Origin of the sequence: Virgibacillus sp. DJP39 (genome assembly GCF_049310925.1) — a bacterium.
Taxonomy (GTDB): Bacteria; Bacillota; Bacilli; order Bacillales; family Amphibacillaceae; genus Virgibacillus_F.
In genome coordinates this window covers 14876-39205 of sequence record NZ_JBMERP010000005.1, presented here as the reverse complement: position 1 = coordinate 39205, position 24330 = coordinate 14876, and the positions used below count along the sequence as shown (strand labels likewise).

Annotated in this window: 22 protein-coding genes and 1 pseudogene; 19 read left to right on the top strand and 4 right to left on the bottom strand. The window is 39.1% G+C overall.

Annotated elements, in window-relative coordinates:
• Window positions 1–49: 49 nt before the first annotated feature.
• Window positions 50–511 carry an Lrp/AsnC family transcriptional regulator gene (locus ACOI1D_RS03355; protein WP_422499214.1) on the bottom strand — a complete coding sequence of 154 codons (462 nt, stop codon included), beginning with the start codon at window positions 509–511 and terminating at the stop codon, window positions 50–52.
• Window positions 512–793: 282 nt separating this feature from the next.
• On the opposite strand from ACOI1D_RS03355, the gene asnB reads away from it, so the two are divergent.
• The 3 genes and pseudogenes from asnB to ACOI1D_RS03340 all read left to right on the top strand — a co-directional run.
• On the top strand, window positions 794–2644 hold the full coding sequence (gene asnB, locus ACOI1D_RS03350; protein ID WP_422499213.1) for an asparagine synthase (glutamine-hydrolyzing): 1851 nt from the start codon (window positions 794–796) through the stop codon (window positions 2642–2644).
• Window positions 2645–2788: 144 nt separating this feature from the next.
• A complete protein-coding gene (locus ACOI1D_RS03345; RefSeq protein ID WP_422499212.1) occupies window positions 2789–3238 on the top strand; it encodes a YkvA family protein in 450 nt (149 codons plus the stop codon).
• 62 nt (window positions 3239–3300) lie between these two features.
• Window positions 3301–3413: pseudogene (locus ACOI1D_RS03340) on the top strand (chromate transporter); the annotation flags it as partial.
• Window positions 3414–3527: 114 nt separating this feature from the next.
• On the opposite strand, the gene ACOI1D_RS03335 reads toward ACOI1D_RS03340, so the two are convergent.
• Window positions 3528–4655, bottom strand: coding sequence for a M20 peptidase aminoacylase family protein (locus tag ACOI1D_RS03335; RefSeq protein ID WP_422499211.1), 1128 nt, complete (start codon window positions 4653–4655; stop codon window positions 3528–3530).
• A gap of 150 nt (window positions 4656–4805) precedes the next feature.
• Between ACOI1D_RS03335 and ACOI1D_RS03330 the strand changes: the two genes are divergently transcribed.
• The 12 genes from ACOI1D_RS03330 to ACOI1D_RS03275 all read left to right on the top strand — a co-directional run bounded on the left by ACOI1D_RS03330 (window position 4806) and on the right by ACOI1D_RS03275 (window position 18100).
• Complete coding sequence (locus ACOI1D_RS03330) at window positions 4806–5450, top strand: SDR family oxidoreductase (protein ID WP_422499209.1); 645 nt, start codon at window positions 4806–4808, stop codon at window positions 5448–5450.
• Between the two features lie 764 nt (window positions 5451–6214).
• The gene (locus ACOI1D_RS03325) at window positions 6215–7204 is read left to right on the top strand and encodes a LacI family DNA-binding transcriptional regulator (protein ID WP_422499208.1); all 990 of its coding nucleotides are present in this window, start codon (window positions 6215–6217) and stop codon (window positions 7202–7204) included.
• Window positions 7205–7216: 12 nt separating this feature from the next.
• Window positions 7217–7963 (top strand): SDR family oxidoreductase, encoded by a 747-nt coding sequence (locus ACOI1D_RS03320; protein WP_422499206.1) that lies wholly within the window; start codon window positions 7217–7219, stop codon window positions 7961–7963.
• Window positions 7964–8183: 220 nt separating this feature from the next.
• Window positions 8184–9512 carry an ABC transporter substrate-binding protein gene (locus ACOI1D_RS03315; protein WP_422499205.1) on the top strand — a complete coding sequence of 443 codons (1329 nt, stop codon included), beginning with the start codon at window positions 8184–8186 and terminating at the stop codon, window positions 9510–9512.
• 86 nt (window positions 9513–9598) lie between these two features.
• Window positions 9599–10930, top strand: coding sequence for a carbohydrate ABC transporter permease (locus ACOI1D_RS03310; protein WP_422499203.1), 1332 nt, complete (start codon window positions 9599–9601; stop codon window positions 10928–10930).
• Between the two features lie 12 nt (window positions 10931–10942).
• Window positions 10943–11764 carry a carbohydrate ABC transporter permease gene (locus tag ACOI1D_RS03305; protein WP_422499202.1) on the top strand — a complete coding sequence of 274 codons (822 nt, stop codon included), beginning with the start codon at window positions 10943–10945 and terminating at the stop codon, window positions 11762–11764.
• 21 nt (window positions 11765–11785) lie between these two features.
• Window positions 11786–12865 carry a Gfo/Idh/MocA family protein gene (locus ACOI1D_RS03300; RefSeq protein WP_422499201.1) on the top strand — a complete coding sequence of 360 codons (1080 nt, stop codon included), beginning with the start codon at window positions 11786–11788 and terminating at the stop codon, window positions 12863–12865.
• Window positions 12866–12895: 30 nt separating this feature from the next.
• Window positions 12896–13891, top strand: a complete 996-nt coding sequence (locus ACOI1D_RS03295) for a Gfo/Idh/MocA family protein (RefSeq protein ID WP_422499200.1) — start codon at window positions 12896–12898, stop codon at window positions 13889–13891.
• Between the two features lie 52 nt (window positions 13892–13943).
• Window positions 13944–14699 (top strand): sugar phosphate isomerase/epimerase family protein, encoded by a 756-nt coding sequence (locus ACOI1D_RS03290; protein WP_422499199.1) that lies wholly within the window; start codon window positions 13944–13946, stop codon window positions 14697–14699.
• A gap of 20 nt (window positions 14700–14719) precedes the next feature.
• The gene (locus tag ACOI1D_RS03285; protein ID WP_422499198.1) at window positions 14720–15439 is read left to right on the top strand and encodes a ThuA domain-containing protein; all 720 of its coding nucleotides are present in this window, start codon (window positions 14720–14722) and stop codon (window positions 15437–15439) included.
• A 618-nt stretch (window positions 15440–16057) separates the two neighbouring features.
• Complete coding sequence (locus ACOI1D_RS03280) at window positions 16058–17098, top strand: Gfo/Idh/MocA family protein (RefSeq protein WP_422499197.1); 1041 nt, start codon at window positions 16058–16060, stop codon at window positions 17096–17098.
• A 33-nt stretch (window positions 17099–17131) separates the two neighbouring features.
• Window positions 17132–18100, top strand: a complete 969-nt coding sequence (locus ACOI1D_RS03275; protein WP_422499318.1) for a sugar phosphate isomerase/epimerase family protein — start codon at window positions 17132–17134, stop codon at window positions 18098–18100.
• A 98-nt stretch (window positions 18101–18198) separates the two neighbouring features.
• On the opposite strand, the gene ACOI1D_RS03270 is transcribed toward ACOI1D_RS03275, so the two are convergent.
• Complete coding sequence (locus ACOI1D_RS03270) at window positions 18199–18732, bottom strand: transcription repressor NadR (RefSeq protein WP_422499196.1); 534 nt, start codon at window positions 18730–18732, stop codon at window positions 18199–18201.
• On the bottom strand, window positions 18733–19878 hold the full coding sequence (locus tag ACOI1D_RS03265; RefSeq protein ID WP_422499194.1) for an IscS subfamily cysteine desulfurase: 1146 nt from the start codon (window positions 19876–19878) through the stop codon (window positions 18733–18735).
• A gap of 111 nt (window positions 19879–19989) precedes the next feature.
• Between ACOI1D_RS03265 and nadB the strand changes: the two genes are divergently transcribed.
• From nadB to ACOI1D_RS03245, 4 genes are all read left to right on the top strand, one after another.
• A complete protein-coding gene (gene nadB / locus ACOI1D_RS03260; RefSeq protein WP_422499193.1) occupies window positions 19990–21522 on the top strand; it encodes an L-aspartate oxidase in 1533 nt (510 codons plus the stop codon).
• A complete protein-coding gene (gene nadC / locus ACOI1D_RS03255) occupies window positions 21522–22352 on the top strand; it encodes a carboxylating nicotinate-nucleotide diphosphorylase (protein ID WP_422499192.1) in 831 nt (276 codons plus the stop codon). The genes nadB and nadC overlap by 1 nt, the downstream gene beginning before the upstream one ends.
• Before the next feature lie 10 nt (window positions 22353–22362).
• A complete protein-coding gene (gene nadA / locus ACOI1D_RS03250) occupies window positions 22363–23472 on the top strand; it encodes a quinolinate synthase NadA (RefSeq protein WP_422499191.1) in 1110 nt (369 codons plus the stop codon).
• 254 nt (window positions 23473–23726) lie between these two features.
• Complete coding sequence (locus ACOI1D_RS03245) at window positions 23727–24299, top strand: transposase (RefSeq protein ID WP_422499189.1); 573 nt, start codon at window positions 23727–23729, stop codon at window positions 24297–24299.
• The last annotated feature ends 31 nt before the right edge of the window (window positions 24300–24330 follow it).

The following is a 24330-nucleotide window of genomic DNA, read 5'->3' as shown; positions in this document are numbered from 1 at the left end:
CGATAAGCCAAGTTTTCTAAATTTGGGCTGTTAAACCCCTTTACTTTAATTAAATGATATCAAATGTATTTTTAAATACTTCTGTCTGTATGAGTAGATTCGTCGAACTTATATCAGGTATTTGCTGAACCGTTTTTATTGTTTGATTTAGTTCATCGTTGTCTCGAACATTCACCTGAACCAGTAACTGATATTCACCACTTGTAGATGAGATATAACGGATAACAGTTACTTTCTTTAAATCTTCTATCACGTTATCAATCTTCTGGGGTGTAACTTTAAGTTGAATGATTGACCCAACTCTTATACCCAGTTCAATCTGATTAACCACGCCTATTACTTTGATAATGTTAGCATCAACCATATTGTTGTATCTTGTTCGTACAGTTTTTTCGGTAACATCAAGATGACCGGCAATTTCACTGAATGACATTCTACCGTTTTCAGAAAGAAATTTAATAATATCCTTGTCTAGCTCATCGATTTCTTTCTTATTTTCATGCTGACTCATAAAACGCCTCCTTTACGGTAAAATATAATCAATTTAATACCTTATAGAGTAATAATTTTTATTAATATTACTAATAAAAGTATTAGTTTATATAATTAGTACTGATAAGGGTAATTTTCAATAGTATAATAGGTCTGTCTATCGATTGCAAGAGTTTTTTTAATAATATTTTTACAATAGATTGCAAAGCAAGATGCAGAAACTAACTTAAAGTGACGGCCACCCACTTACTTGCATAAAATGACATGTGGAAAAAGTTTATCGTGGGAAGGATGATTTATTTTGTGTGGAATCACAGGTATTGTTAGCTGGCAAAAAGATGTTAGAAAAGAGCGGTCAGCGCTAGAAAAAATGACAGAAACATTGTCATTAAGAGGTCCGGATGATTCACAGGTATGGATGAGTCAGCACGCTGCATTTGGACATAAGAGACTTGCGGTTGTAGATCTTGAAGGTGGAATACAGCCAATGAGCAAGGAACATAATGGTGTGACTTACACACTTGTGTACAATGGGGAATTGTATAATACAGATGATTTACGAAAAAAATTGAGTAGTAAAGGCTACTCATTTCGTACAACATCTGATACAGAAGTTTTACTTACAGCTTATATGGAATGGAAGGAGGAATGTGTTGACTATTTAAATGGGATATTTTCTTTTGGTGTTTGGGACGCTGGCGAAGAGCGGTTGTTTATGGCAAGAGATCGGCTTGGTGTCAAGCCATTATTTTATCTCGAGAAAAATGGACGTTTTATTTTTGGGTCGGAATTAAAAGCTATTTTGGCTCACGACGATGTTGAGGCTGAAGTGGATGTGACAGGCTTGTCCGAAATATTTGGTTTAGGACCATCAAGGACGCCAGGTCACGGTATATTTAAGGGGTTTAAAGAACTAAGGTCAGGTCAAGCATTAATTTTTTCAAAGTCCGGATTAAATGTATGGCGGTATTGGAATGTGAAAAGTTATGAACATACTGATACTGTTGAGGAAACAGCAGCGAAAGTAAAAAGTCTGTTTGTTGATGCTGTTCAACGGCAATTAGTTGCAGATGTTCCTGTATCCACATTCTTGTCAGGTGGTCTGGATTCTAGTGCGATTACTGCTATAGCATCCGGTTATTTTGAGGATAAAGGGAAGGGGGACTTGTCTACTTTTTCCGTCGACTATGATGGGAATGAGCAGTTCTTTGAGGCTAGTAAATTTCAGCCTTCAAGTGATCGATTATGGATTCAAAAAGTCGTCAACCATTTGTCAACAAATCACCATGATGAAGTGATTACTGGATTTGAACTGGCAGATTTACTTAAGGAAGCTGTTGAGTTACGGGACCAGCCGGGTATGGCAGATATTGATTCTTCGTTACTATGGTTTTGTCGTCGCATCAAACAGCATACAACTGTTAGTTTATCTGGGGAATGTGCAGATGAAATTTTTGGAGGTTATCCTTGGTTCCATGATCCAGCGAGTTCACAGGAGAATGGTTTTCCCTGGATGAAATCATTGGATTCAAGGATAGACTTGCTTCACCCGGAATGGCAGAAGAGATTGGATCTTAAAACGTATGTGAAAGATCGTTACAAAGAAACAATTAATGAAACTCCCAAGCTTGCTGGAGAGAGTGAACCTGACGCTCAGAGACGAGAATTATTTTATTTGAATATGCATTGGTTTATGGCACAGTTGCTAGATCGTAAGGATCGGATGAGTATGGGTGCCAGTTTAGAGGTCAGGGTTCCATTTGCAGATCATAAGCTAGTTGAATATGTTTGGAATATTCCATGGTCAATGAAAATGCATGAGGGCAGAGAGAAAGGTATTTTACGAAAAGCAATGGAAGACTTTTTACCGGATGATGTTCTGTATCGTAAGAAGAGTCCCTATCCTAAAACGTTTCAACCGGAGTATACACGTCAGGTAGTGAACTGGATGGAAGAGATATTGGCAGACTCTACTTCCCCACTATTTGATTTCGTGAAACGAGAGAAAGTGGAGGCTATTGTTAAAAGTGAAGGAAAAGAGTTTACAGAACCGTGGTATGGTCAGCTGATGAAAGGGCCACAATTAATTGCCCATTTATGTCAAATTGATCATTGGCTAAGAACGTATGATGTAAAGGTTTGCGACGAATAGATAGTTAACTGACCTCTTTATTGGGGTGTTTTTTTTGCTCACTATCATATTTTGTCGTATTTAACTTAGTGGAGGGTCTAATAAATTGCATTTCTCAGGGGGAAACTCTACCATTAACGTAAGAGATTGATGGAGGGATTACATATGTCCAATGAAAAAAACTATAAAGATAAACTAAAGAAATTCAAACCTGCTCAAGCAATTGAGGGAAGTCAAAAACACTTTTCTGAAAATAAATTTTCAACCAAGATGCTAAAATATGCAAAGGTTTTAGGGACTAAGCTAGCCTATTACAGTTTTTTGCTGTTTTATGCTTTTAAAAGCCCGAACACACCCAAGTCCGCAAAACTAACAATTGCAGGTGCTTTAGGGTATTTGATTTTGCCGATTGATTTCATACCTGATTTTATACCGCTTGTGGGTTTAACGGATGATAGTGCGGTAATTGTATATGCTCTATACAGAATCATTTCTCATATCGACGAGCCGATAAAACAAAAGGCAGATGAAAAAATGAAGAAGTTTTTTGGGAAAAACTATGATAGAAACGATATAGATGAGAAATTAGTTGTTGATCAAAAAGAAGATGAATAGCGCTTGGTAATAAGCCTAGTATTTTAAAAGGGAATATCCATCCATTAGCAGAGGGCAGTCAGATGGTTTATTGGAATATATTCGTAGCCTTTTTTAGAATTGGAATGGACCTGGATCAATTCCGTTAATACATAAAGAAGTTGTGGAAAAGTATAAATGGATGAACGATGAAGACTGAATAAAAATCCACCCAGCATTTGTTATCGCTGCCGCCCTAAGTTACGGTGGGTTCTTCTTGTAGTTCGACAAGTGACAGGCATCACAAATAGAACATGGCGATTGCCATGTTCTATTTCAGTTTATAGGTTTGCAGGATTGCGTGATACAGTATTTTTACGCCATTTAGCATGGCTGCTTTGTTAAATGTCATAGCTGGATGGTGCAGGCCTGGTTTGAGGTTACAGCCAAGTCCAACCATCGTTGCCTTAAGTGTTGGTTTTTTCAACGTATAAAAATGGAAATCGTCTCCACCCGGTGACACGAGGGGAGCACCAACTTTATCTGCACCTAGGGATTTGGTAATAGCTTGCTTCATTATTCCAATTGCCTCTTTGTTCGTTTTCGCAGCAACAACCCCACTGACTTCATCAACTGAGATGGTGATATCGTACAGATCACTGATTGAAGCAAATATTCCTTTGACCTTTTGTTCAAGTAAATCGATAAGTTCGTTTGACTGGGCGCGCATATCCAGTGAGAAGGTAGCACTACCAGGAATAATATTAATACTCTTACCTCCTGCATGAAAGGAAGTCATTTTAACTGTGTGTGGTACACGCGGATCGAGATGGATTTTGTTCATCATATTAACGAGCTGTGCACCAATTTCAATTGCATTATGGTTGAGATGGGGTCTAGCACCATGGGCATCATGTCCTTTAATTGTTGCACGGTACTTTCTTGTTGCTCCGTGCACAATTACAGGAGTTGCGTAACCCATCTGTGTTTCCTGTGCTGGGCGTAAATGAATTCCGTATAAGTATTCTACGTTGTCAATCACACCTTTTTCGATCATTTTTAAAGCACCCGAGCTTTTTTCCTCAGCAGGCTGAAAAATAAATTTAATGGCAATCTGATCTTCCAAAGAGTTTTCTTTCAGCACCCAAAGTAGACCTAAGGCCATTGCCATATGTGCATCATGACCGCAGGAGTGGTTGGCTTGGTATTCACCATTTACTTCCTGCCAAAGTGCATCCATATCTGCACGGATTGCCACAACAGGTTTTCCATTTGTGAAATTTCCAAACTCACCAACTACGCCTGTACAGTCATCAAATGTGGTTACGTTACAACCGTTTACTTTTAGGAGTTGTGCGATGTAGTTAGTGGTGTTTACTTCTTCCCAACTAATTTCAGGGTGATCATGTAAAAAAGTGAAGGTTTCTTGAACACGTTTGTTGATGTTATTCCAATTCATATATTCCATCCTCGTTAGTCTAGTAAGTGTTGTTACTAACTATTATATAAAATATTGTGGAAAATAGCTTTCTTTATTTGAGTAGGTTTAATAATAACGCCTAACGGCAACATATAAAGTATACGATTTTTAGGAAAGGGGTAGATTTTAATGAAAGTACTAGTAGCAGGAGCAAATGGACATACAGGCCGTTTACTTATACAATATTTAAAACAGGATGGACACGAACCATATGGAATGCTTCGAAAGGAAGAACAGAAACCTGAGCTTGAAAAACTCGGAGGTATTCCAGTTATTGCTGATTTAGAAGGAGATGTCGGTCATGCTGTAAGAGGCATGGACGTTGTGATATTCGCAGCAGGCTCAGGAAGTAAAACAGGGCCAGATAAAACTACTTCAGTTGATCGTGATGGTGCGATTAATCTTATGAAAGCAACAGAGAAAACCGGTACCAAGAAATTTATTATTTTAAGTAGCTTTGGAGCAGGGCGCGAGCTTGGTGAACCAGAAAAAGGTAATGAGGGAATGTACCACTATTTAAAAATGAAAAAAGAAGCAGATGAATATTTGATGAGCACTGGATTGGATTACACAATCGTTCGTCCGGGTGGTCTAACTCACGATGAAAGTACAAGTAAAATTAAGGTAGGCGACACTGTTGAACGTGGTTCAGTCCCACGTGCTGATGTTGCAAAGACAATGATTGCAGCAATTCAGGAACAGAATGCTTATCATAAAGCGTTTGAAATGATTTCAGGAGATGTCCAGATTGAAGAAGCATTAAAAAGCTTATAGACGATCAATCTGTCGAAACCCATAACCCCTTTACAGAGGGAGTTATGGGTTTTTTAATGTTGTTTTATAAAAGGTTGTTGTATTTGGTAAAATCTATGAACTGCGACGTAACTTATCGCTACGGAAATACACTAAGCTTTCCGCGGGCTTGCGCTGAGCCGCCTAGCTCGCAAAGAACGCTCACTGTGGGGTCTCATCGTCTTCGCTTTCGAGGCCGCTGAAAAACTTAAATATGGTACAAAATGTGTCGATCTACCATCGCATCTTCGAATATACTTCGCGCACCTTAGGGAGAGTGCCGAGCCTCCTCGGACTACCGTCCTGCGGGGTCTCGTCGATCTCTTACTTCCCGCAGGAGTCTACGTATATTCAAGATGCTAATTTGAAGTGAAAAGTTAAATTTTTAAAATTTACCGCTTTTTCAGCAGCCTGTTCGCTTTCCCGCAGGAGTCTAAGTGTATTTCCTTCGCTGGTACGGTGCTTTGCAAATTCGTTTACCTGATTCATATTCATTAAATTACACATTAACCATTCACTAATGAAGCAGTTGATTGAAGCGTTGCCCGCGGAAAGCGACTGCTTGGAACGGAAATCAACACAGCAGTTATGTCGCACTTTTCATCAACTGCGCATTATAAGAGCAATTTTTATAAGACGTGAAACTTACTTGGTAATACATATATATTTTTTCGGTCTTATTGACAAATATTTGCAGTAAATATAAGATTAATGTAATCGATTTCAACATAGGAAGCAGGGATCTCATGGCAAACATTCAAGAAGTGGCTAAAAAAGCTGGGGTTTCCGTTGCAACGGTATCACGGGTATTCAACAATTCAAACACTGTTGCAAAAAAGACAAGATTGAAAGTGGAACAGGCAATCAATGAACTGAATTATGAACCAAGTGTATTGGGACGCAACTTAAGAAACTCAGAAAGCAGGTTGCTGCTTGTACTTATTCCAAGCATTTCAAATCCCTTTTACACGGAAATTATTAATGGTATTGAAGATACAGCAATTAATCTGGGGTATAACATTCTTCTTTGTGAAACAGATTCAAATCCCCACAGAGAATCTATTTATTTTAACCTCATCCGTAACCGACTGGCAGATGGGATAATTTCAATGGATCCTTCGGTGAACAAGATTAAGCTTGTTGAGCTTGCAAGTCAATATCCCATTGTTCAATGCAGTGAATTTGATGAAGATGCAAACATTTCGTATGTCACGATTAATAACGAGCTGGCAGCTTATCATGCCGTTAAACATTTAATAAAAATTGGCCAGAAAAAAATTGCTCTTATCAATTATGATGAAAAATATTTGTTTGCACGTGAACGACGCAGAGGCTACGTAAAGGCGATGAAAGAATTCGACTTAACAATAGATCCTGACTGGGTTTATAACACAGAGGATTTAGATTTTGAAGATGGGAAACGCGCAATGAGGGTTTTGCTGGACTTGCCTGAATCGAAAAGACCAACAGCTGTATTTGCTGTGTCAGATATTTTGGCAATTGGAGCATTGAAAGAAATTAATATTTCTGGCTTGCAGGTACCGCGTGACGTGGCTTTGGTAGGCTTTGATAAAATTGCCTTTTCAAATATGACACATCCCACTCTTACAACCGTTTCACAACCTATGTATAAAATGGGTTGTTTGTCAGCAAATATGATTATCAATAAGATCAAGGGTAAGCAGGTTGAAAGCATCATATTAGATCATGAATTAGTTATTCGTGAGTCTACATAAGGGGGAACAGGTGTGTCCGATAAAATTGCAGTTGTGACAGGTGTAAGCCACACAAATGGAATAGGTGCTGCGACATGTCGGCGGCTAGCAGCTGATGGATGTGCAGTTTTCTTCACCTACTGGGAAGCTAACCAGGGATGGGCCAATACGTTTCAACAAGAATTACTTGAGTTAGGTGTTCGCTGTGCTTCCATGGAAATAGATTTAGCTAATTCTCATGCTCCTTATGAAATATTGGATAAGGTAGAGACTGAATTAGGTTTGCCAACTATTTTAGTTAACAATGCAGCCTATTCAACCAGGGATGGCTACCAGACTCTTGATTCGTTAACGCTTGATCGTCATTACGCAGTCAATATGCGTGCGACTTTTTTGCTATGTGCTGAATTCTCACGGCGACTTGAAGAAGATAAGGGTACTGCTGGAAGGATTGTGAACATGACTTCTGGCCAGGCACAGGGTCCTATGGTGGAAGAGTTAGCATATGGTGCAACAAAAGCAGCAATTACTGGATTTACCTTATCGCTTTCTGCTGAGGTAGCACATCTTGGTATTACAGTGAACGCTGTAAATCCTGGGCCAACAGACACGGGATGGATGTCTGAAGGAGTAAAGCAGGAACTATCGAATAAGTTCGGGATGGGTCGTATTGGAATGCCTGATGATGCTGCACGATTAATTAAGTTCCTTGTAAGTGATGAAGCAGCATGGATAACTGGCCAGGTAATAAATTCAGAAGGCGGATTTTTAAGAAAATAATGACGAGACATGGGTGGACACAAAAACCCATGTCTCTTTATTTTAACTAAAATTCGACATAATTCGAGTGGTGCCAGGCACCGAATTTTCTTTAAAAAGTAATTGACAACCTATTTTGTTATTGTATAATAATAGTCAGATGTAATCGATTTCATTTTTTGAAAATTATAATCGATTCATTTCAAGATAGTGGGATCTAACCAAAAAAGGGGGATTTATTTTGAAGCTTTGGAAAAAAGGATTAGGCAGTTTTTGGTTAATTGTATTGGTGATTTTATTAGTAGCCTGTAATAACGGTGATACCGCGAAAGACGAGCCAAAGGATACTTCAAGTGAGGATCCAGCAACAGAAACAGAAGAACCTGCTGAGGAAGAAGAAGTTACAATCGTTTACGCTCGGGGTGTGGATACAACAGGTGCGAATGAGAAGCTAGTTGCCGCTTTCGAAGAAGCACATCCAAACATTAATGTAGAATTTCGTGAGATGCCTGCAGATACAGGAGCACAGCATGATCAATATGTAACCACTTTCAGTGCGCAGAGTTCTGAAATTGATGTTTTTGATGCTGATGTTATCTGGCCTGCTGAGTTTGCTCAAGCAGACTACGCTTTGGAATTAGACCGTTTTATTGAAAAAGATAACATTGATATGAGTGCATATTTCCCTGGTACTGTAGCATCTGGTAAATTTAATGGCAAGCAATGGGCAATGCCAAAGTTTACGGATGCAGGCGTACTTTACTATCGTTCAGATATAGTTGAAGAGCCTCCTACAACTTGGGATGAATTGATTAAACAAGCAAAAGAATTACAGGGTAAAGAAGGAACTGAGTTTGGATACTTAATGCAAGCTGCTCAATATGAAGGATTGGTTTGTAATGCAATTGAGTTTATCGCTTCATACGGTGGGCAGATTATTGATGAAGAAAATAACGTTGTAGCAAATAGTCCTGAAACAATTAAAGCAATTAAAAAAATGCAAGAGATTGTAGGTTCAGATTTTGTACCTGATAATATTTTAAACTTTATGGAAACCGAAACAGAGACTGCATTTATTGAAGGTAAATCAGTATTTGCTCGTAACTGGCCTTACATGCAGGCATCTGCAGCTGATGAGTCCCGCTCAAAAGTTGCTGGCAATGTAGAAATTACTACTCTTCCAAAAGGTGATGCAGGTAGTGCGTCTACTCTAGGTGGCTGGATGACAATGATTAACCGTTATTCAGAAAATCAACAGGCAGCATGGGAGTTTGTAAAATTCATGACTGGTCCTGAAGGTCAAAAAATTACTGCGATTGAAGGTGGATCTGCTCCAACTTTAAAAGCACTTTATGATGACGAAGAAATTAAAGAAGCTAGCCCATTATTTGCAAATCCAGAATTCGTTAAAGTATTGGAAAGCGCAGTACCAAGACCTATAACTCCAATCTATCCAGTAATTTCTGATATTTTGCAAATTGAACTTTCTAAAGCTTTAGCAGGTGAGCAAACTGCTGAGGAAGCTGCCAAAAATATGCAAACAAAAATCGAAAAAGCAGTTAGTGAATAATACGAAGTAAACTATAGGGCAAGGTGGGAAACCCTCATCTTGCTTTTTCTTACATATTGTCAGTTTAAAAGGTGAGGAGGGTTACTATGGGTAATAAGAAAAAAGCCAGATTCGAGCTTAATGAAAAACAATTGGGCTATGCGATGGTTATTCCATCCTTGATTCTCGTAGTAGTAGTTATTCTATGGCCGGTTGCTCAGTCATTTTGGAATAGTATGTTTGATTACAGGTTGAATGATCCCGCCCGTTCTGAAACGTTACTTGGGTCAAATATGGATCTTGAAAGCTATCTTAATAACTACTTTTATATTGAAAACCAATTAGAAGATTTAAAATCATCAACTGATAAGGAAGCGATTAAAGAAACAATTACTTCAGTGGAACAGGGGATAATCAGTCATCATGAGGATTTAATTAGCGATGAAGCTATTAAACAAAAAGTAGATAAAATAAATGAGATGCTGATGAATTATAAACCTGTTAAAGATATGGAATTGAAGTACATGGAAATAGAGACAGACTTCGCAAAAGACTACCGGTCAGCTTTGGACTCTTATCAGGAAGATTTATCAAAGATTTCTGAGTCTATCGGTGATAAGGCATTAAGTGAACAATTCAAACAAACAGCAGGACTGCTTGGAGCCACAAGTGATACAATTTTGAAGTCAAACTTTGTTGGTTTAGCTAATTATGTTAACTATTTTCAAGACATACGAATGTGGAGATCTTTATGGAACACAACTTATTTTACCGTCCTTTCCGTAGCCTTTGAGTTGATGCTGGGGCTTGCAATAGCACTACTTATTAATCGGGCATTTAAAGGCAGAGGAATTATTAGGGCGTCCGTTTTGATTCCATGGGCAATTCCAACAGCTGTGGCTGCCATGATGTGGGGCTTTTTATATGATGGTCAATCAGGTATTGTTGGTCATTACCTGGAATTATTGCACATTATTCCAGATGCTTCCTGGTTACTCTCAACAGCAGATGGAGGAATGTTTTCTGTTATCTTTGCAGATGTTTGGAAAACGACTCCATATATGGCGCTGTTACTATTGGCAGGTCTGCAAACAATTCCAGCTTCATTATACGAAGCATCTGATGTAGATGGTGCAAATAAATTCCAGCAATTTCGGAATATTACGCTGCCATTGTTAAAGTCGTCTATATTAGTTGCATTACTGTTCAGAACACTGGATGCTTTCCGAGTGTTCGACCTGATTTATGTATTAACTGGTGGTGGACCGGCTAATGCGACTGAATCAATCTCGATTTATGCATATAAAACATTGTTTGCTCAACAGAACTTTGGAGAGGGCTCTACACTTTCCGTAATCGTGTTTTTATGTGTAGCAGTCATCAGTATTGTCTATGTAAAATTAATTGGTTCAGAATTATTTGCAGGTCGTTCGAAATAAGGGGGGGATACAATGAATAAGCGAGCTGGATTTGGATTTTACTTATTTTTGGTTATATTTGTTTTTCTAGTCATGTTTCCATTTATCTGGGTGTTTTTAACGTCGATTAAACCACCTGGTGAAGTATTCTCATCGTTTAAATGGTTTACGAGTAACCCAACACTTGAATCGTATAATGCTGCCTTAACAAATCGACCGTTGCTTCGGTACATGTTAAATAGCTTTGTAGTTTCGTCACTAACTACTATTCTATCGATAACGTTTGCGTCATTTACTGCTTATGCGGTGACGAGACTGCCGATTAAAGGGAAGGGCCTAATACTGGGAATAGTGCTAGCGGCATCTATGTTCCCACAAATTGCAATAATATCTCCAATGTTCAATCTTATAACTGGACTTGGATTACGAAACAGTTATCTGGGATTAATTATTCCCTATATAACTATTAGTTTACCGTTATCTATTTGGATTCTATCAACATTTTTTCAAAAAATACCATTTGAACTTGAAGAGTCTGCTAAACTTGATGGTGCGAGTCCGTTTCAGACGTTTCGAAAAGTCATTTTACCATTAGCTGCACCAGGTATTTTCACAACGGGAATTCTTGTATTTATTGCCGCCTGGAATGAGTATTTATTTGCATTGACGATTAATACAGCTGACGAATGGCGTACTGTTCCTGTTGGTATTTCTATGTATCAAAGCCAGTATTCTATTCCATGGGGAGATATTTCCGCAGCTACTGTAATTGTAACAATTCCGATTGTAATCCTGGTGTTATTTTTCCAAAAACGGATTGTTTCAGGTTTAACCTCAGGATCAGTTAAAGAATAACTTTAAAAGGATGATGAAATAATGAAAACGTTAAAAGTTGCTATTATTGGGTGTGGAGGAATTGCAAACGGAAAACACTTTCCAAGCTTAAAAAAATTAGAGCAGGTGGAGATGGTTGCGTTTTGCGATACCGATCAAAAGAAAGCTAAAATCGCTTCAGAAAAATATGGTACGTCAGATGCAAAAGTTTATAAAGATTATAAAGAATTACTAACTGATTCAACGATTGATGTTGTACATGTTTGTACACCGAATATTTCCCATGCGGAAATTTCCATTGCTGCAATGAGAGCTGGAAAGCATGTGATGTGCGAAAAACCAATGGCTAAAACGTCTGAAGAGGCTGAACGCATGATTGATGTTGCAGAGGAAACTGGCAAAAAGCTAACAATTGGTTATAATAATCGCTTTAGGCAGGACAGTCAATATTTACGTAAAGTCACTCAACGCGGTGATTTAGGTGAAGTATATTATGCCAAAGCACATGCGATTCGTCGCCGAGCGGTACCGACCTGGGGTGTATTTTTGGATGAAGAAAAGCAAGGCGGTGGACCACTAATTGATATTGGAACACACGCACTTGATTTGACCCTGTGGATGATGGACAATTACAAGCCGAAATCTGTCATGGGTTCAACATTCCATAAATTAGGCAAACATAAAGATGCTGCTAATGCTTGGGGCCCTTGGGATCCTGATAAGTTTACAGTAGAGGATTCTGCCTTTGGATTTATCACGATGGAAAACGGTGCTACAATCGTACTAGAGTCAAGCTGGGCACTTAATTCATTAGATGTTGATGAAGCGAAATGTTCGTTAAGCGGAACTAAGGGTGGCGCAGACATGAAGGACGGTCTACGTATTAATGGTGAGGAATTTGGAAAGCTGTACACCACTAATGTAGAGCTTGATAATACAGGGGTTGCCTTTTATGAGGGAGAATCCGAGAGTGACACCGATTTAGAAATACGACTTTGGGTGGATAGTCTGCTAAATGACACTGAACCTACTGTTAAGCCTAGAGAAGCTCTTGTAGTGACACAAATTTTAGAAGCAATTTATGAATCGGCTAAGACAGGAAAAGCAGTATATTTCGATTAAAATCTGAGGTTATTGGGAGGATCATAGAGAATGAATGTTGCGCTTTTAAGCAGATGGCATGTTCATGCGAATGATTATGTGCGTGAGGTATTAGAGCATGAACAATTGACCATCGGAGCTGTATGGGATGAGGAAGTTGACAGAGGGAAAGCGTGGGCTGATGAACTGGGCGTCCCTTTTGAAAAAGATCTGGGCGTTATTTTATCAAATCCAGATATAGATGCTGTTGTTGTGAGCACGCCCACTAATCTTCATAAAGAGATTATCCTTGCTGCAGCTGAAAAGAAGAAGCATATTTTTACGGAAAAAGTTTTAGCATTTACGAATGAAGACTGTGAAGAAATCTATAACGTGGTTGAAAAACATGGTGTCGAGTTAATGGTCTCTCTACCACGTTTAACGGAAAAAGAATTTTATTATGCCGAAAAAGCTTTGAAAGAGAATTGGCTTGGTACATTGACTATGGTTCGATGTCGTCTTGCCCATAATGGCGCTGTGGTACCGGAGGGTGGTACACAGGGCTGGCTACCAGACCGTTTTTTTAATAAAGAACAGGCAGGTGGTGGCTCATTGATCGATCTTGGTGCACATCCAATTTATCTGACCAATCGTCTGGCTGGGACTCCCAATACCGTATTTTCTCGTTTGCAGCAAGGTGCCAATAGTGAGGTCGATGAAAGCGCAGCAGTGATTGTAGAATATGAATCGGGTGTACTGGGAGTGCTTGAGACTAGTTTTCTATCACATGGCAGCCCTTTCCAGTTAGAGCTATATGGAACAGAGGGAACATTATTATGTGTTGATGGAGAAATCCGAATGAAAAGTATTCATCACGGTCATGGGAAATGGTTCGTATTAGATGAAAAGGTACCTTCAGTTCCAAAACCTTTAGAACAATGGGTAGCCAAAATAAAAAGTGGTATTGAACCAACTATTACTAAGACAGATGTTATTAATCTCACAAAGATAAACGATGCTGCTGCTTTGTCAAATTTCGAAGGATGTCGCGTTACTTTATCTTCTTAGAAAACAGGGTGACAGACCAGTCTTATATTTTCTACAGGGAGGAGTGTGTCTAATGCGTGGTATAGGACTTCAGCTGTATTCTGTGCGGGAAGCGACCGAAAAGGACTTCCTGGGCACAGTACGTAAAGTTGCAGACCTTGGTTATGAGGCAGTGCAATTTGCTGGTTTTTTTGGTAAATCAGCACGTCAAGTCAAGCAAGTGATGGATGAAAAGAATATTCGTGTGGCAGGTAGTCATACTAGTCTTGATCTTTTGAGAGGCGATAAGCTAAAAGAGACAATTTTATACAATCAAGAGATTGATAATAATTTAATTATATGTCCGTATCTACCTGAAGAAAAACGAGAGTCAATTGATAGCTATCGACGAACAGCGGAAGAGCTTAATTCAATAGGTCATGTTTGTAACGAAAATGGAATGGTATTTGCATATCACAACCATAATTTCGAATTTGAAACGTTTGATGGTAGTACAGGGTTTGATTTACTTTTTGAGAACACTGACCCAAAGGTTGTAAAAATAGAATTGGATTGCTTTTGGGTAATTCATGCCGGTTATAGTCCTGCAGCTATTATGAATAAATATGGAAACCGTGTCGTTTCGTTACATATGAAAGACATGAAAGAGATAGAGGGAAGAAAACGGAGTATTGAGATTGGGAAAGGTATCCTTGATATGAACAGTCTGCTAGCAACTGCAAAAGAACATCATGTTGACTGGCTTGTAGTTGAGCAGGAGGATTTTGACCTGGAACCAATGGAAAGTGCGAAAATAAATCTCGACAATTTAAAGGAACTTTTAAACTAAAAATTATGAGGTGAATATAAATGAAAGTAACAGTTTGGAACGAGTATCGTCATGAAAAAGATAACCAAGTAGTTTCTGATATTTATCCATCAGGAATTCATGGTACAATAGCAGAATTTTTACAAGAAGAGGATGTTACTGTTAAAACTGCAACATTGGATGAAGCAGAGCATGGCTTAACTGAAGAAGTGCTTGATGACACGGATGTACTTGTCTGGTGGGGGCATAAGGCACATGAGGAAGTTACGGAAGAAGTTGCAGAGCGCGTGAAACAACGTGTATTGGATGGAATGGGCCTAGTAGTTCTACATTCAGCACATTTTTCAAAGGTATTTAAAAAGCTTATGGGGACGGGCTGTGACTTAAAATGGCGAGAAGCAGATGAAAAAGAGCGCCTGTGGGTTGTTGATCCAAGTCACCCTATTACTGAAGGGATTGGCCAATATATTGAACTTGAAAAAGAAGAGATGTATGGTGAACACTTTGATATCCCTGCACCTGATCAATTAATTTTTGTTAGTTGGTTTGAGGGCGGAGAGGTATTCAGAAGTGGTGCTACATTTACGCGTGGAAGAGGAAAGATTTTTTATTTTAGACCAGGGCATGAAACATATCCAACTTACCATAATAAGGAGATCCAACAGGTGATTAAAAATGGTGTGAAATGGGCGAAGAATACAAACACACCTAAGCATGATTATGGTAATGCGAAACCACTGGAGAATATTGGAGAAGCTTAGACGCCTGTTCAGTGACGTATGGACTGACCAGTGCAATATCAGAAGGACTTAGACACCTAAAAGGTGAAGGAAAGACTGAAAGACGTATTGCTACTATAGAATGCGACGTAGTGAAAATTTTATCGACGCCGTTCCGGCAGAACACTTCGCTTTCCGCGGGCACGGCCTCAGTCTCCTCAGAAGCAAAGAACGCTTCTTCCGGGGTCTTCGGACTCGCGCTGTTCCCGCAGGAGTCTTCGTATTCTGCCTACACTAAGAATTCTGCGTTTTTACAGGAATTCTACTACCTTAAACAGAAAGCTAACTAAGCGGAGGAAAAATGCGAGACTCCAGTGGGAAAGGAACAGTCTGAAGACCCCGCAGTGAGCGATTTTTGCTCCGAGGAGGCTGAAGCGTTCCCCACGGAAAGCGAGTGTTTTTCAGCAGCGCTGGATCAGTACCAATTTAGTAAAGGTTTGCAGGAAATAAATGCAACTGTTACGTCGCAGTTTTCATCAACTACGAAGAGTAAGTAAGGGAGGAATTCCACCAGTTACTGGGCGTGAGAGGTTAGAGAATACAGCAAAAGAGTAGACCACCGAAGCTGGCCTGAAATTTTACAACAGAAAGGGTAATACAATGACTAAACTAAAAATGGGAATTATCGGTGTGGGCGGAATTGCGCAGGACCGTCATATACCGGCATATCTTGCGTTAAAAGACAGTGTAGAAATCACTGCAGTACTGGATATGAATAGTGAACGTGCACAGGAAGTAGCTGGTAGATTTAATATCCCAAATGCTTTTAGTGACTATCAGGAATTGTTTGAGCATGTTGACGCCGTTACGATTTGTACACCAAATAAATTTCATGCAGATATAGCTATTCAGGCATTAAAGGCTGGCGTTCACGTTCTGTGTGAAAAACCAATGGCAATTACGACAAAAGAATGTGAAGATATGATTGCTGCTGCGAATGAAACTAGTACGCAGTTATCAATTGCTTATCACTTCCGTCATTCACAAGAAGCACGAGTTGCTAAGCAAGCAGTTTTAAATAACGAAATTGGAGCCCCACTAGTAACACGGGTTCAGGCATTAAGACGTCGAAAAGTTCCTGGTTGGGGCGTGTTTACCAATAAGGACTTGCAGGGTGGAGGCAGTTTAATTGACTGGGGTTGTCATTTGCTGGATTTAGCTATTTGGTTGATGGGAGATCCAAAGCCTGTTGAAGTAATGGGGAAGACGTATAACCGTTTAAGTAAAACGCCAAATCAGCTGAATGAATGGGGAAGTTTTGACCATGAAACCTTTGATGTGGATGATCATGTAACAGGATATATTACGTTTGAGGATGGCCAATCGCTGATGCTTGAATGCTCATGGGCTGCAAATATTAAGGAAGATGTAACAAGTCTTAGCGTATCAGGTGTAGACGGAGGTTTTAATGTCTTTCCATTTGAATTATATCAACCTAAGTATGGAACATTTTTTAGTAGCGAAGCGAAATTTTCCTCTAAGGAAGATAATATAGGACTACTGCAGGCTCAAAATTTTGTTGCTAGTTGTATGGGTGAGGCTGAATTAGTTGTAAAACCAGAGCAAGCCATGCAGGTAACGAAACTAATAGAAGCAATTTACAAGAGTAATGAAACAGGAAAGAGTGTCCGTTTTAACTAATGAATGAAAAATATTTTGAATGAAGGTGATTATATGAAGTTAGGCGTATTTTCTGTGTTATTTTCAGGGAAGTCTTTTGAAGAAATGCTTGACCATGCAAAGGCCTCTGGTTTACAGGCTGTTGAAATAGGTACTGGCGGCTATCCTGGTAATGCGCATTGCGACGTTGATAATTTATTGGCAAGTGAGGAAAAGCGAAAAGAATACCTGGAAAAGGTTCATTCTCGTGGGTTAAAAATTAGTGCTTTTAGCTGCCACGGTAACCCAATCTCTCCAGATAAACAATTTGCTACAGATTCACATGATGCCTTTGTGAAAACAGTTAAATTAGCCGAATTAATGGATGTACCTGTTGTAAATACATTTTCTGGGACTCCTGGTGATCACGAGGAAGCAAAATATCCTAATTGGCCTGTAACACCATGGCCAGGCGAATACTCGGATATACTGAAGTGGCAATGGGAAGAAAAACTGATTCCATATTGGAAGGAACAAGGACAATTCGCAAAGAATCATGGTATTAAGGTTGGACTAGAGTTACATGCAGGATTTTTAGTTCATACGCCGCATACAATGCTTAAATTAAGAGAAGCAACCTGTGATGCAATTGGTGCAAACCTAGATCCAAGTCATTTATGGTGGCAAGGTATTGATCCAGTAGCTGCGATTAAAATATTGGGTAAGGAAAATGCCATTCATCATTTCCATGCCAAAGATACATATATTGATCAGGAGAATGTGAATATGTACGGCCTGACAGATATGCAGCCTTACGGAGATGTGCAAACGCGGGCATGGAGCTTCCGATCGGTCGGCTATGGTCATGGAATACAGGAATGGTCCAATATAATTAGTGCACTAAGAACGTACGGCTACGATTATGTAGTAAGTATCGAGCACGAAGATCCAATTATGTCGATTGATGAAGGATTCAGTAAAGCAGTAGCAAATCTGAAAAGTGTTCTTATAGAAGAAAAGCCTGCCGACATGTGGTGGGCCTAAAGATGAAAAAACCCGAGCAAACAAGCTCGGGTTTTTAATTTGCTCGATAAGTGCCAGGCACAATTGGAAGTTTCTTCCAATTGTGCCTGGCACTTAGGTTATAGCAGGATCCCGGCTGCTTTTAGGTCTTTGCAGGCGGCGTCTATTTTTTCTTTTGAGTCTGATTCTAGTGTGTGCATGTGAACACCTTCTGTCAGTATGGATAGGTAGGTGGCTTTTGTGTCTTGTATTCGTTTAATAAACTGCTCGACTTCATGCCGGTTGCTGATCATAAGCGATGCGTTTAAATCCCCATAAACTGGATGTTCAACTGAAACATCTTTTATCGTAACACCGTGATCTACAATAATCGTTAGTTCTTCCCCAGTTTGGTCAGGTCTATGTTTACAAGCTACAATTAATTTATGAGCTGCCTCATCAGTAGGTTTTGCTAAATACATATAGCCTTGGCTTGTCGCGATAATTGGTTCGTTTTTGGCTTTTAAAATAGATACATCCTGAACAATCACTTGCCTGCTAACATTTGCTTTTTCAGCAAACTCACTTCCAGTAATTGGTCTTTCTTCATCCTTCAGTCTTTTTAAAATCATTTCCTGTCGCATGGCTGATGTGTATTTTTCTGGTTTACTCATTCATGTACCTCCCTTTAAGTGAAATTTTTCAGTGATTTTTTTTAAGACGTCAACGGTTGTTTCAATATCTTGTTCTGTTGTATGTTTTCCAAATGATAGGCGAATAAACTGTTTTGCCTCAGTGTCTGACCTACCCAATGCTTTCATAAGTCTTGATGGCTTTTGATTACCTGCCTGGCATGCGCTTCCAGTCGAAATTGCTATACCATATCGATTACATTCTAACATGATATATTGTCCCTCAATTCCTTCTATTCGAAGCCCAAGTATTCCTGGCAGAAGTTCTGAAGGGTGTCCTTCGACATGAACGTTGATTGGGAATTTCCTTAGTTTTTCAATTAAAGCTTCCCGAATTTCTATTAATCTTGTATATTCTACTATTCTATCATCACATGCTGTTTTTGCGGAAGTAACAAACGAGGCTATTCCTGGTACATTTATGGTCCCTGGTCGTAGTCCACTTTCATGAGTTGTGTTAGGAAGCTGTGGATTCCATTTAACGGCAGGATTGATATAAACTGCTCCTACACCTTTAGGTCCATACAGTTTATGGCTGGAAACAGAGAGACTATCAATTTTACTTGCGGTAACGTTGATTGGAACTTTTCCAAATGTTTGAACAGCATCGCAATGAAATAAAATCTGATGCTGATGAAGTAGATTGCCAATTGATTCAATCGGTTGAATGGTACCAATTTCACCGTTTCCATGTTGAATAGAAGCAAGAATTGTTGTTTCACGTATAGCTTTTCGTAAATCTTCTAAGCGAATCTGCCCATGCTGATCAAGTGGAAGATAGGTCACTTCAAAACCGCCATTTTCCAAATGAGTAAAAAAATTATAGATAGATGAATGCTCAGAAAGGGTTGTAATCAGATGATTACCTTTTACTTTGTGAGCGTCAATTAGAGATGTCAGAGCAAGAATATTTGACTCCGAACCCCCGCTTGTAAAAAATAAACCTTTGCTTAAGCAACCCAGTAATCCAGCTAATTCTTCCCGACAGGTTTCAAGTAGCTGAGATGCCCGTTCGCCGCTATCATGGAGACTGCTTGGGTTTCCAAAAAAAGATTTAGATACTTGGTTAAATATAGCTAAAGACTCCTCTGACATGGGTGTCGTAGCGGCATAATCTAAATAAATCATACGAGCACTCCCTTCTAAAAAGTAAAAAAACTCTTGTCAACAGTTTAATCTTGTGTAAATATAGGTGTCAAGACATATAAATATACATTACAATATTAAGGAGATAAAAAGATGGCTTTTTACGATATCATTATTGTTGGAAGCGGAATAGCTGCGTTAACTGCAGCAGACAAATTAGCTATGGATAGAAATGTGATTATATTCACAAAGTCAAACAAGACAGCCAGTAATTCCTTTCAGGCACAAGGTGGAATCGCAGCCGCTGTTGATGCAGATGACCGTTGGGAAGATCATTTTCAAGACACACTGGTAGCTGGGTGTCAGCATAACGATACAGAAAACCTGCAAACGCTCATTCAAAGTGGACCTGGACAATTAGCTGAACTTGTCAAAAGTGGACTGGAATTTGACTTGAATGCAGATGGAACGTGGAACCTGGGAAGAGAAGGTGGCCATTTAAAGAGAAGAATTTTACATGCTCAGGGAGATGGTACCGGAAAAGCATTGGTTACATTTATGCTGGAAAAAGTGAAAAATAAAGTAACGATTATTGAAAATGAAGCCGTAGTTGATTTAATTGTTGAGAATAATCAATGTGTTGGTGTAACGACAAAGAATTGTAATGGTGATGTAATGAATCAAATTGCGGATTCTACTATTCTTGCAACTGGAGGATGTGGGGAACTTTTTTTGTATACATCAAACGATAGAACGGTAACTGGTGATGGAGTCGCAATGGCATATCGTGCAGGTGCAGAACTTGCCGATATGGAATTTATTCAGTTTCATCCAACCCTTTTATATAACGGTATTCGTACATTAGGTCTTATTTCAGAAGCAGTCAGGGGAGAAGGTGCTAGGTTAATCGACCAGGATGGACAATTTATTATGGAGGGGGTTCATGAGCTGAAGGATCTAGCACCACGGGACATAGTGGCACGCACCATATTTACTAAAATAAATAAGGGAAGCCGCGTTTATTTAGATATAACCAAGGTTACTAATTTTTCTAGTCGTTTTCCAACAATATATCAGCTTTGTGTGAAGAATGGAATAGACGTGGAAAGGGGTCTTTTGCCTGTCATACCTGGGGCACATTTTATGATTGGTGGAGTCAGAGCTGGTCGTGATGGCAGAACATCAATGGATGGTTTGTATGCAGTCGGAGAAGTAGCTTGTACGGGAGTTCATGGTGCAAATAGAATTGCAAGTAATTCATTGTTAGAAGGTATTGTTTTTGGCAATATGACTGCTGAGGCGATTTTGACAAGAGAAAGAGAGGCGGCAATACGTAAATCGTATTCTGTGAAAAAAGGAAACCAGTTAATAAAGCTCCCAACAAAACAATCAATTAAACAACGTATGATGCATCATGTTGGGGTAGTGCGAAATGAAGCGGATTTACTAGCAATGAAAGACTGGCTAGAAACGTTTGACTTCTTCCAGGTTAATTTAACTAATCTTTCTTTTAGTGAGATTGAGATTGTGAATATGTTAACAACCGCATGGCTTATCACCACATCTGCACTAATGCGAAGAGAAAGTAGAGGTACACATTACCGATTGGATTATCCATTATTAAATGGACGGGAGACACGTGAAGAAATTATCCGCATCCAACTAGAGTATGAGGAGATTAAATGATGAATCAAATAAAACTACAGGAAATGCTTCGATCATTTTTAATAGAAGATATAGGAGACGGTGATTGCACAAGTAGCACAATTTTCCAGCATGATGCGCTGGGAAGAGGAATATTTTATGCGAAAGCAGGAGGCATCCTATCTGGATTACAAATTATCCGAACAGCTTATCAATTATTAGATAGCAGTGTTGAGGTCACCTATTTTTACAAAGACGGAGATTCTGTGACAGCTGGTGAGTCAATTGCAGAAGTAGCTGGTCCAATTGTTACGATCCTTGGAGGAGAACGGGTAATTTTAAATTTGATCCAACGAATGAGTGGGATAGCAAGCATGACAAGGCAAGCAGTAGAAACGCTAAATGATGGATCCATTCAGCTTTGCGATACGCGCAAGACAACCCCAGGGCTGCGAATGCTTGAAAAATACGCTGTCGTAGCGGGTGGTGGAAAAAATCATCGTTTCGGACTTTATGATGGGATCATGATAAAGGACAATCATATTTCATTTTGTGGATCGATAACGAGGGCAGTCGCAGCAGTTCGCGAAAAAAGTGGGCATATGGTTAAGGTTGAAGTGGAAACAGAGAGCCGGGAACAGGTTCTCGAGGCTGTTGAAGCTGGGGCTGATGTAATTATGTTTGATAATCGAAAACCTGCTGAGGTACGTGAATTTACGAATATTGTTCCAAAGCATATTAATACAGAGGCATCAGGGGGAATCACACTTAAAAATTTATCAGATTATGCGGACACTGGTGTTGATTTTATTTCATTAGGTTTTCTTACACATTCCGTAACATCATTAGATATTAGTCTGTTAGTTAAATAGGAGGGTAAAAATGAGTTTATTAGATATGATTCAAAATAGCGGCCAACAGATGCTCCCAGATCACTACAAGTCGATTCCAGTTCAGGAAATGGAGACTCGAGTAAGGAAAATCAAGGAAAGTCTTGGGAGTAAGGTTTTTATCCCTGGACACCATTATCAAAAGGATGAAGTTATTCAATTCGCAGATGTAACAGGTGATTCTCTACAGCTAGCGCAGGTTTCCGCTAAAAATTCAAAGGCGGAATACATCGTGTTTTGTGGTGTTCATTTTATGGCAGAAACTGCAGATATTTTAACAGGAGATGGACAGAAAGTAATTTTACCGGACATGCGTGCAGGCTGTTCAATGGCTGATATGGCTAACATTGATCAGACTGAACGTGGCTGGGAAGAGATGCAGCAAGCCGTTGGTGACACAATTATTCCATTAACATATGTCAACTCAACTGCAGCAATCAAGAGCTTTGTAGGGAAAAATGGTGGGGCGACAGTTACATCATCTAATGCGAAAAAAATGTTGGAGTGGGCATTTACTCAAAAAGAGCGGATTTTATTTCTGCCTGACCAGCATTTAGGGCGAAACACGGCATATGATTTAGGGATTCCGTTAGATCAAATGGCAGTCTGGGACCCGATTTTAGAACGATTTGAGTATGATGGTGATTTAGACAAGATTCGTGTGATTTTATGGAAGGGTCATTGCTCGGTACATGAAAATTTTACTATTGGAAATGTAGAGGACATTCGTACGAGCGACCCTGAGGTGAATATCATTGTTCATCCGGAATGTAGCCGTGAAGTAGTTGCATTATCCGATTACGCTGGTTCAACGAAGTATATTATTGAAAAGATTAGTAATGCTGAGCCTGGTACGAAGTGGGCTGTGGGGACAGAAATGAACCTTGTTAATAGATTGACGAAACAGCATTCGGACAAAAAAGTGTTCTCTTTAAACCCGCAAATGTGTCCATGTTTAACCATGAACCGGATTGACCTTCCACACTTATTGTGGACAATGGAAACAATCGAGAAAGGAGACGTTCTTAATCAAATTAAGGTAGATTCGGAAATTTCCAAATGGGCAAAAGTCGCCCTCGAACGGATGTTAGAAAGAGTGTAAAATCGGGTGGAAATCGTGTGGTGCCAGGCACAATTAGGAGACAACTTCCAATTGTGCCTGGCACCACCCGAACTTTTATAAAATTGATTTTTTCTTTTTGAATTTAGGGTAAATTTTGATTTATGTTTAGGAAATTGAGATTTTAATTGTAAAAGATTACTAGAAAGCTGACTTTCTTTGTAACTAATTGGATTTTTTCATTTTGCTTTCCAATACAATCTAATTTATTGTATTAAAAAGGGGGTGGCAACAGTATGAGAAAGCCAAGAATTTGGGTTCCTAACTCTTTCTATCATATTAGCTGTAGAGGAAATCGAAAAGATACGCTTTTCAGGAATGATGAAGACTATGACGCTTTTCTTCAAATTCTTAATTATGTTCATGAGAAAACTTCATTTGAAATTGCCTCTTATTGTTTTATGTCAAACCACTATCATCTTCAGCTCCGTTCAAAAGAGCATTCAATCTCTAAAGTTATGGCACTGATAAATAAGCGATACGCAAATTATTTTAATATAAGACATATACTTACAGGCCATGTCTTTGAAAAAAGATATTTCAGTGAAATTATCAATGATCGTTCCGGCATGCTAGCTGTAAGTAGGTATATTCATATGAACCCAGTTCAGGCAGAAATAGTTGCTAGAGCGGAAGACTATCCCTGGAGCAGTTATTCCTACTATAAATCTTCTGAGACAGATATACCGAGATACATAAATCGGGAAATATTGCTCGATCTATTTCAAGGGCATAAAGGTAGCAGAGATATTCACTATTGTAATTTTATACAGTATTATGTTCCCAGTAAACTGGAACTTATGGAGTAGGTCAAATTAAGCTTAACGACTCTTCTATTTA

What these genes read in the sequence shown, in the direction of transcription:
- ACOI1D_RS03355 (WP_422499214.1), bottom strand. Translation starts at nt 511, where the DNA reads ATGAGTCAGCATGAAAATAAGAAAGAAATCGATGAGCTAGACAAGGAT.
- ACOI1D_RS03345 (WP_422499212.1), top strand. Translation starts at nt 2,789, where the DNA reads ATGTCCAATGAAAAAAACTATAAAGATAAACTAAAGAAATTCAAACCT.
- ACOI1D_RS03335 (WP_422499211.1), bottom strand. Translation starts at nt 4,655, where the DNA reads ATGAATTGGAATAACATCAACAAACGTGTTCAAGAAACCTTCACTTTT.
- ACOI1D_RS03330 (WP_422499209.1), top strand. Translation starts at nt 4,806, where the DNA reads ATGAAAGTACTAGTAGCAGGAGCAAATGGACATACAGGCCGTTTACTT.
- ACOI1D_RS03325 (WP_422499208.1), top strand. Translation starts at nt 6,215, where the DNA reads ATGGCAAACATTCAAGAAGTGGCTAAAAAAGCTGGGGTTTCCGTTGCA.
- ACOI1D_RS03310 (WP_422499203.1), top strand. Translation starts at nt 9,599, where the DNA reads ATGGGTAATAAGAAAAAAGCCAGATTCGAGCTTAATGAAAAACAATTG.
- ACOI1D_RS03305 (WP_422499202.1), top strand. Translation starts at nt 10,943, where the DNA reads ATGAATAAGCGAGCTGGATTTGGATTTTACTTATTTTTGGTTATATTT.
- ACOI1D_RS03300 (WP_422499201.1), top strand. Translation starts at nt 11,786, where the DNA reads ATGAAAACGTTAAAAGTTGCTATTATTGGGTGTGGAGGAATTGCAAAC.
- ACOI1D_RS03295 (WP_422499200.1), top strand. Translation starts at nt 12,896, where the DNA reads ATGAATGTTGCGCTTTTAAGCAGATGGCATGTTCATGCGAATGATTAT.
- ACOI1D_RS03290 (WP_422499199.1), top strand. Translation starts at nt 13,944, where the DNA reads ATGCGTGGTATAGGACTTCAGCTGTATTCTGTGCGGGAAGCGACCGAA.
- ACOI1D_RS03285 (WP_422499198.1), top strand. Translation starts at nt 14,720, where the DNA reads ATGAAAGTAACAGTTTGGAACGAGTATCGTCATGAAAAAGATAACCAA.
- ACOI1D_RS03280 (WP_422499197.1), top strand. Translation starts at nt 16,058, where the DNA reads ATGACTAAACTAAAAATGGGAATTATCGGTGTGGGCGGAATTGCGCAG.
- ACOI1D_RS03275 (WP_422499318.1), top strand. Translation starts at nt 17,132, where the DNA reads ATGAAGTTAGGCGTATTTTCTGTGTTATTTTCAGGGAAGTCTTTTGAA.
- ACOI1D_RS03270 (WP_422499196.1), bottom strand. Translation starts at nt 18,732, where the DNA reads ATGAGTAAACCAGAAAAATACACATCAGCCATGCGACAGGAAATGATT.
- ACOI1D_RS03265 (WP_422499194.1), bottom strand. Translation starts at nt 19,878, where the DNA reads ATGATTTATTTAGATTATGCCGCTACGACACCCATGTCAGAGGAGTCT.
- nadB (WP_422499193.1), top strand. Translation starts at nt 19,990, where the DNA reads ATGGCTTTTTACGATATCATTATTGTTGGAAGCGGAATAGCTGCGTTA.
- nadC (WP_422499192.1), top strand. Translation starts at nt 21,522, where the DNA reads ATGAATCAAATAAAACTACAGGAAATGCTTCGATCATTTTTAATAGAA.
- nadA (WP_422499191.1), top strand. Translation starts at nt 22,363, where the DNA reads ATGAGTTTATTAGATATGATTCAAAATAGCGGCCAACAGATGCTCCCA.
- ACOI1D_RS03245 (WP_422499189.1), top strand. Translation starts at nt 23,727, where the DNA reads ATGAGAAAGCCAAGAATTTGGGTTCCTAACTCTTTCTATCATATTAGC.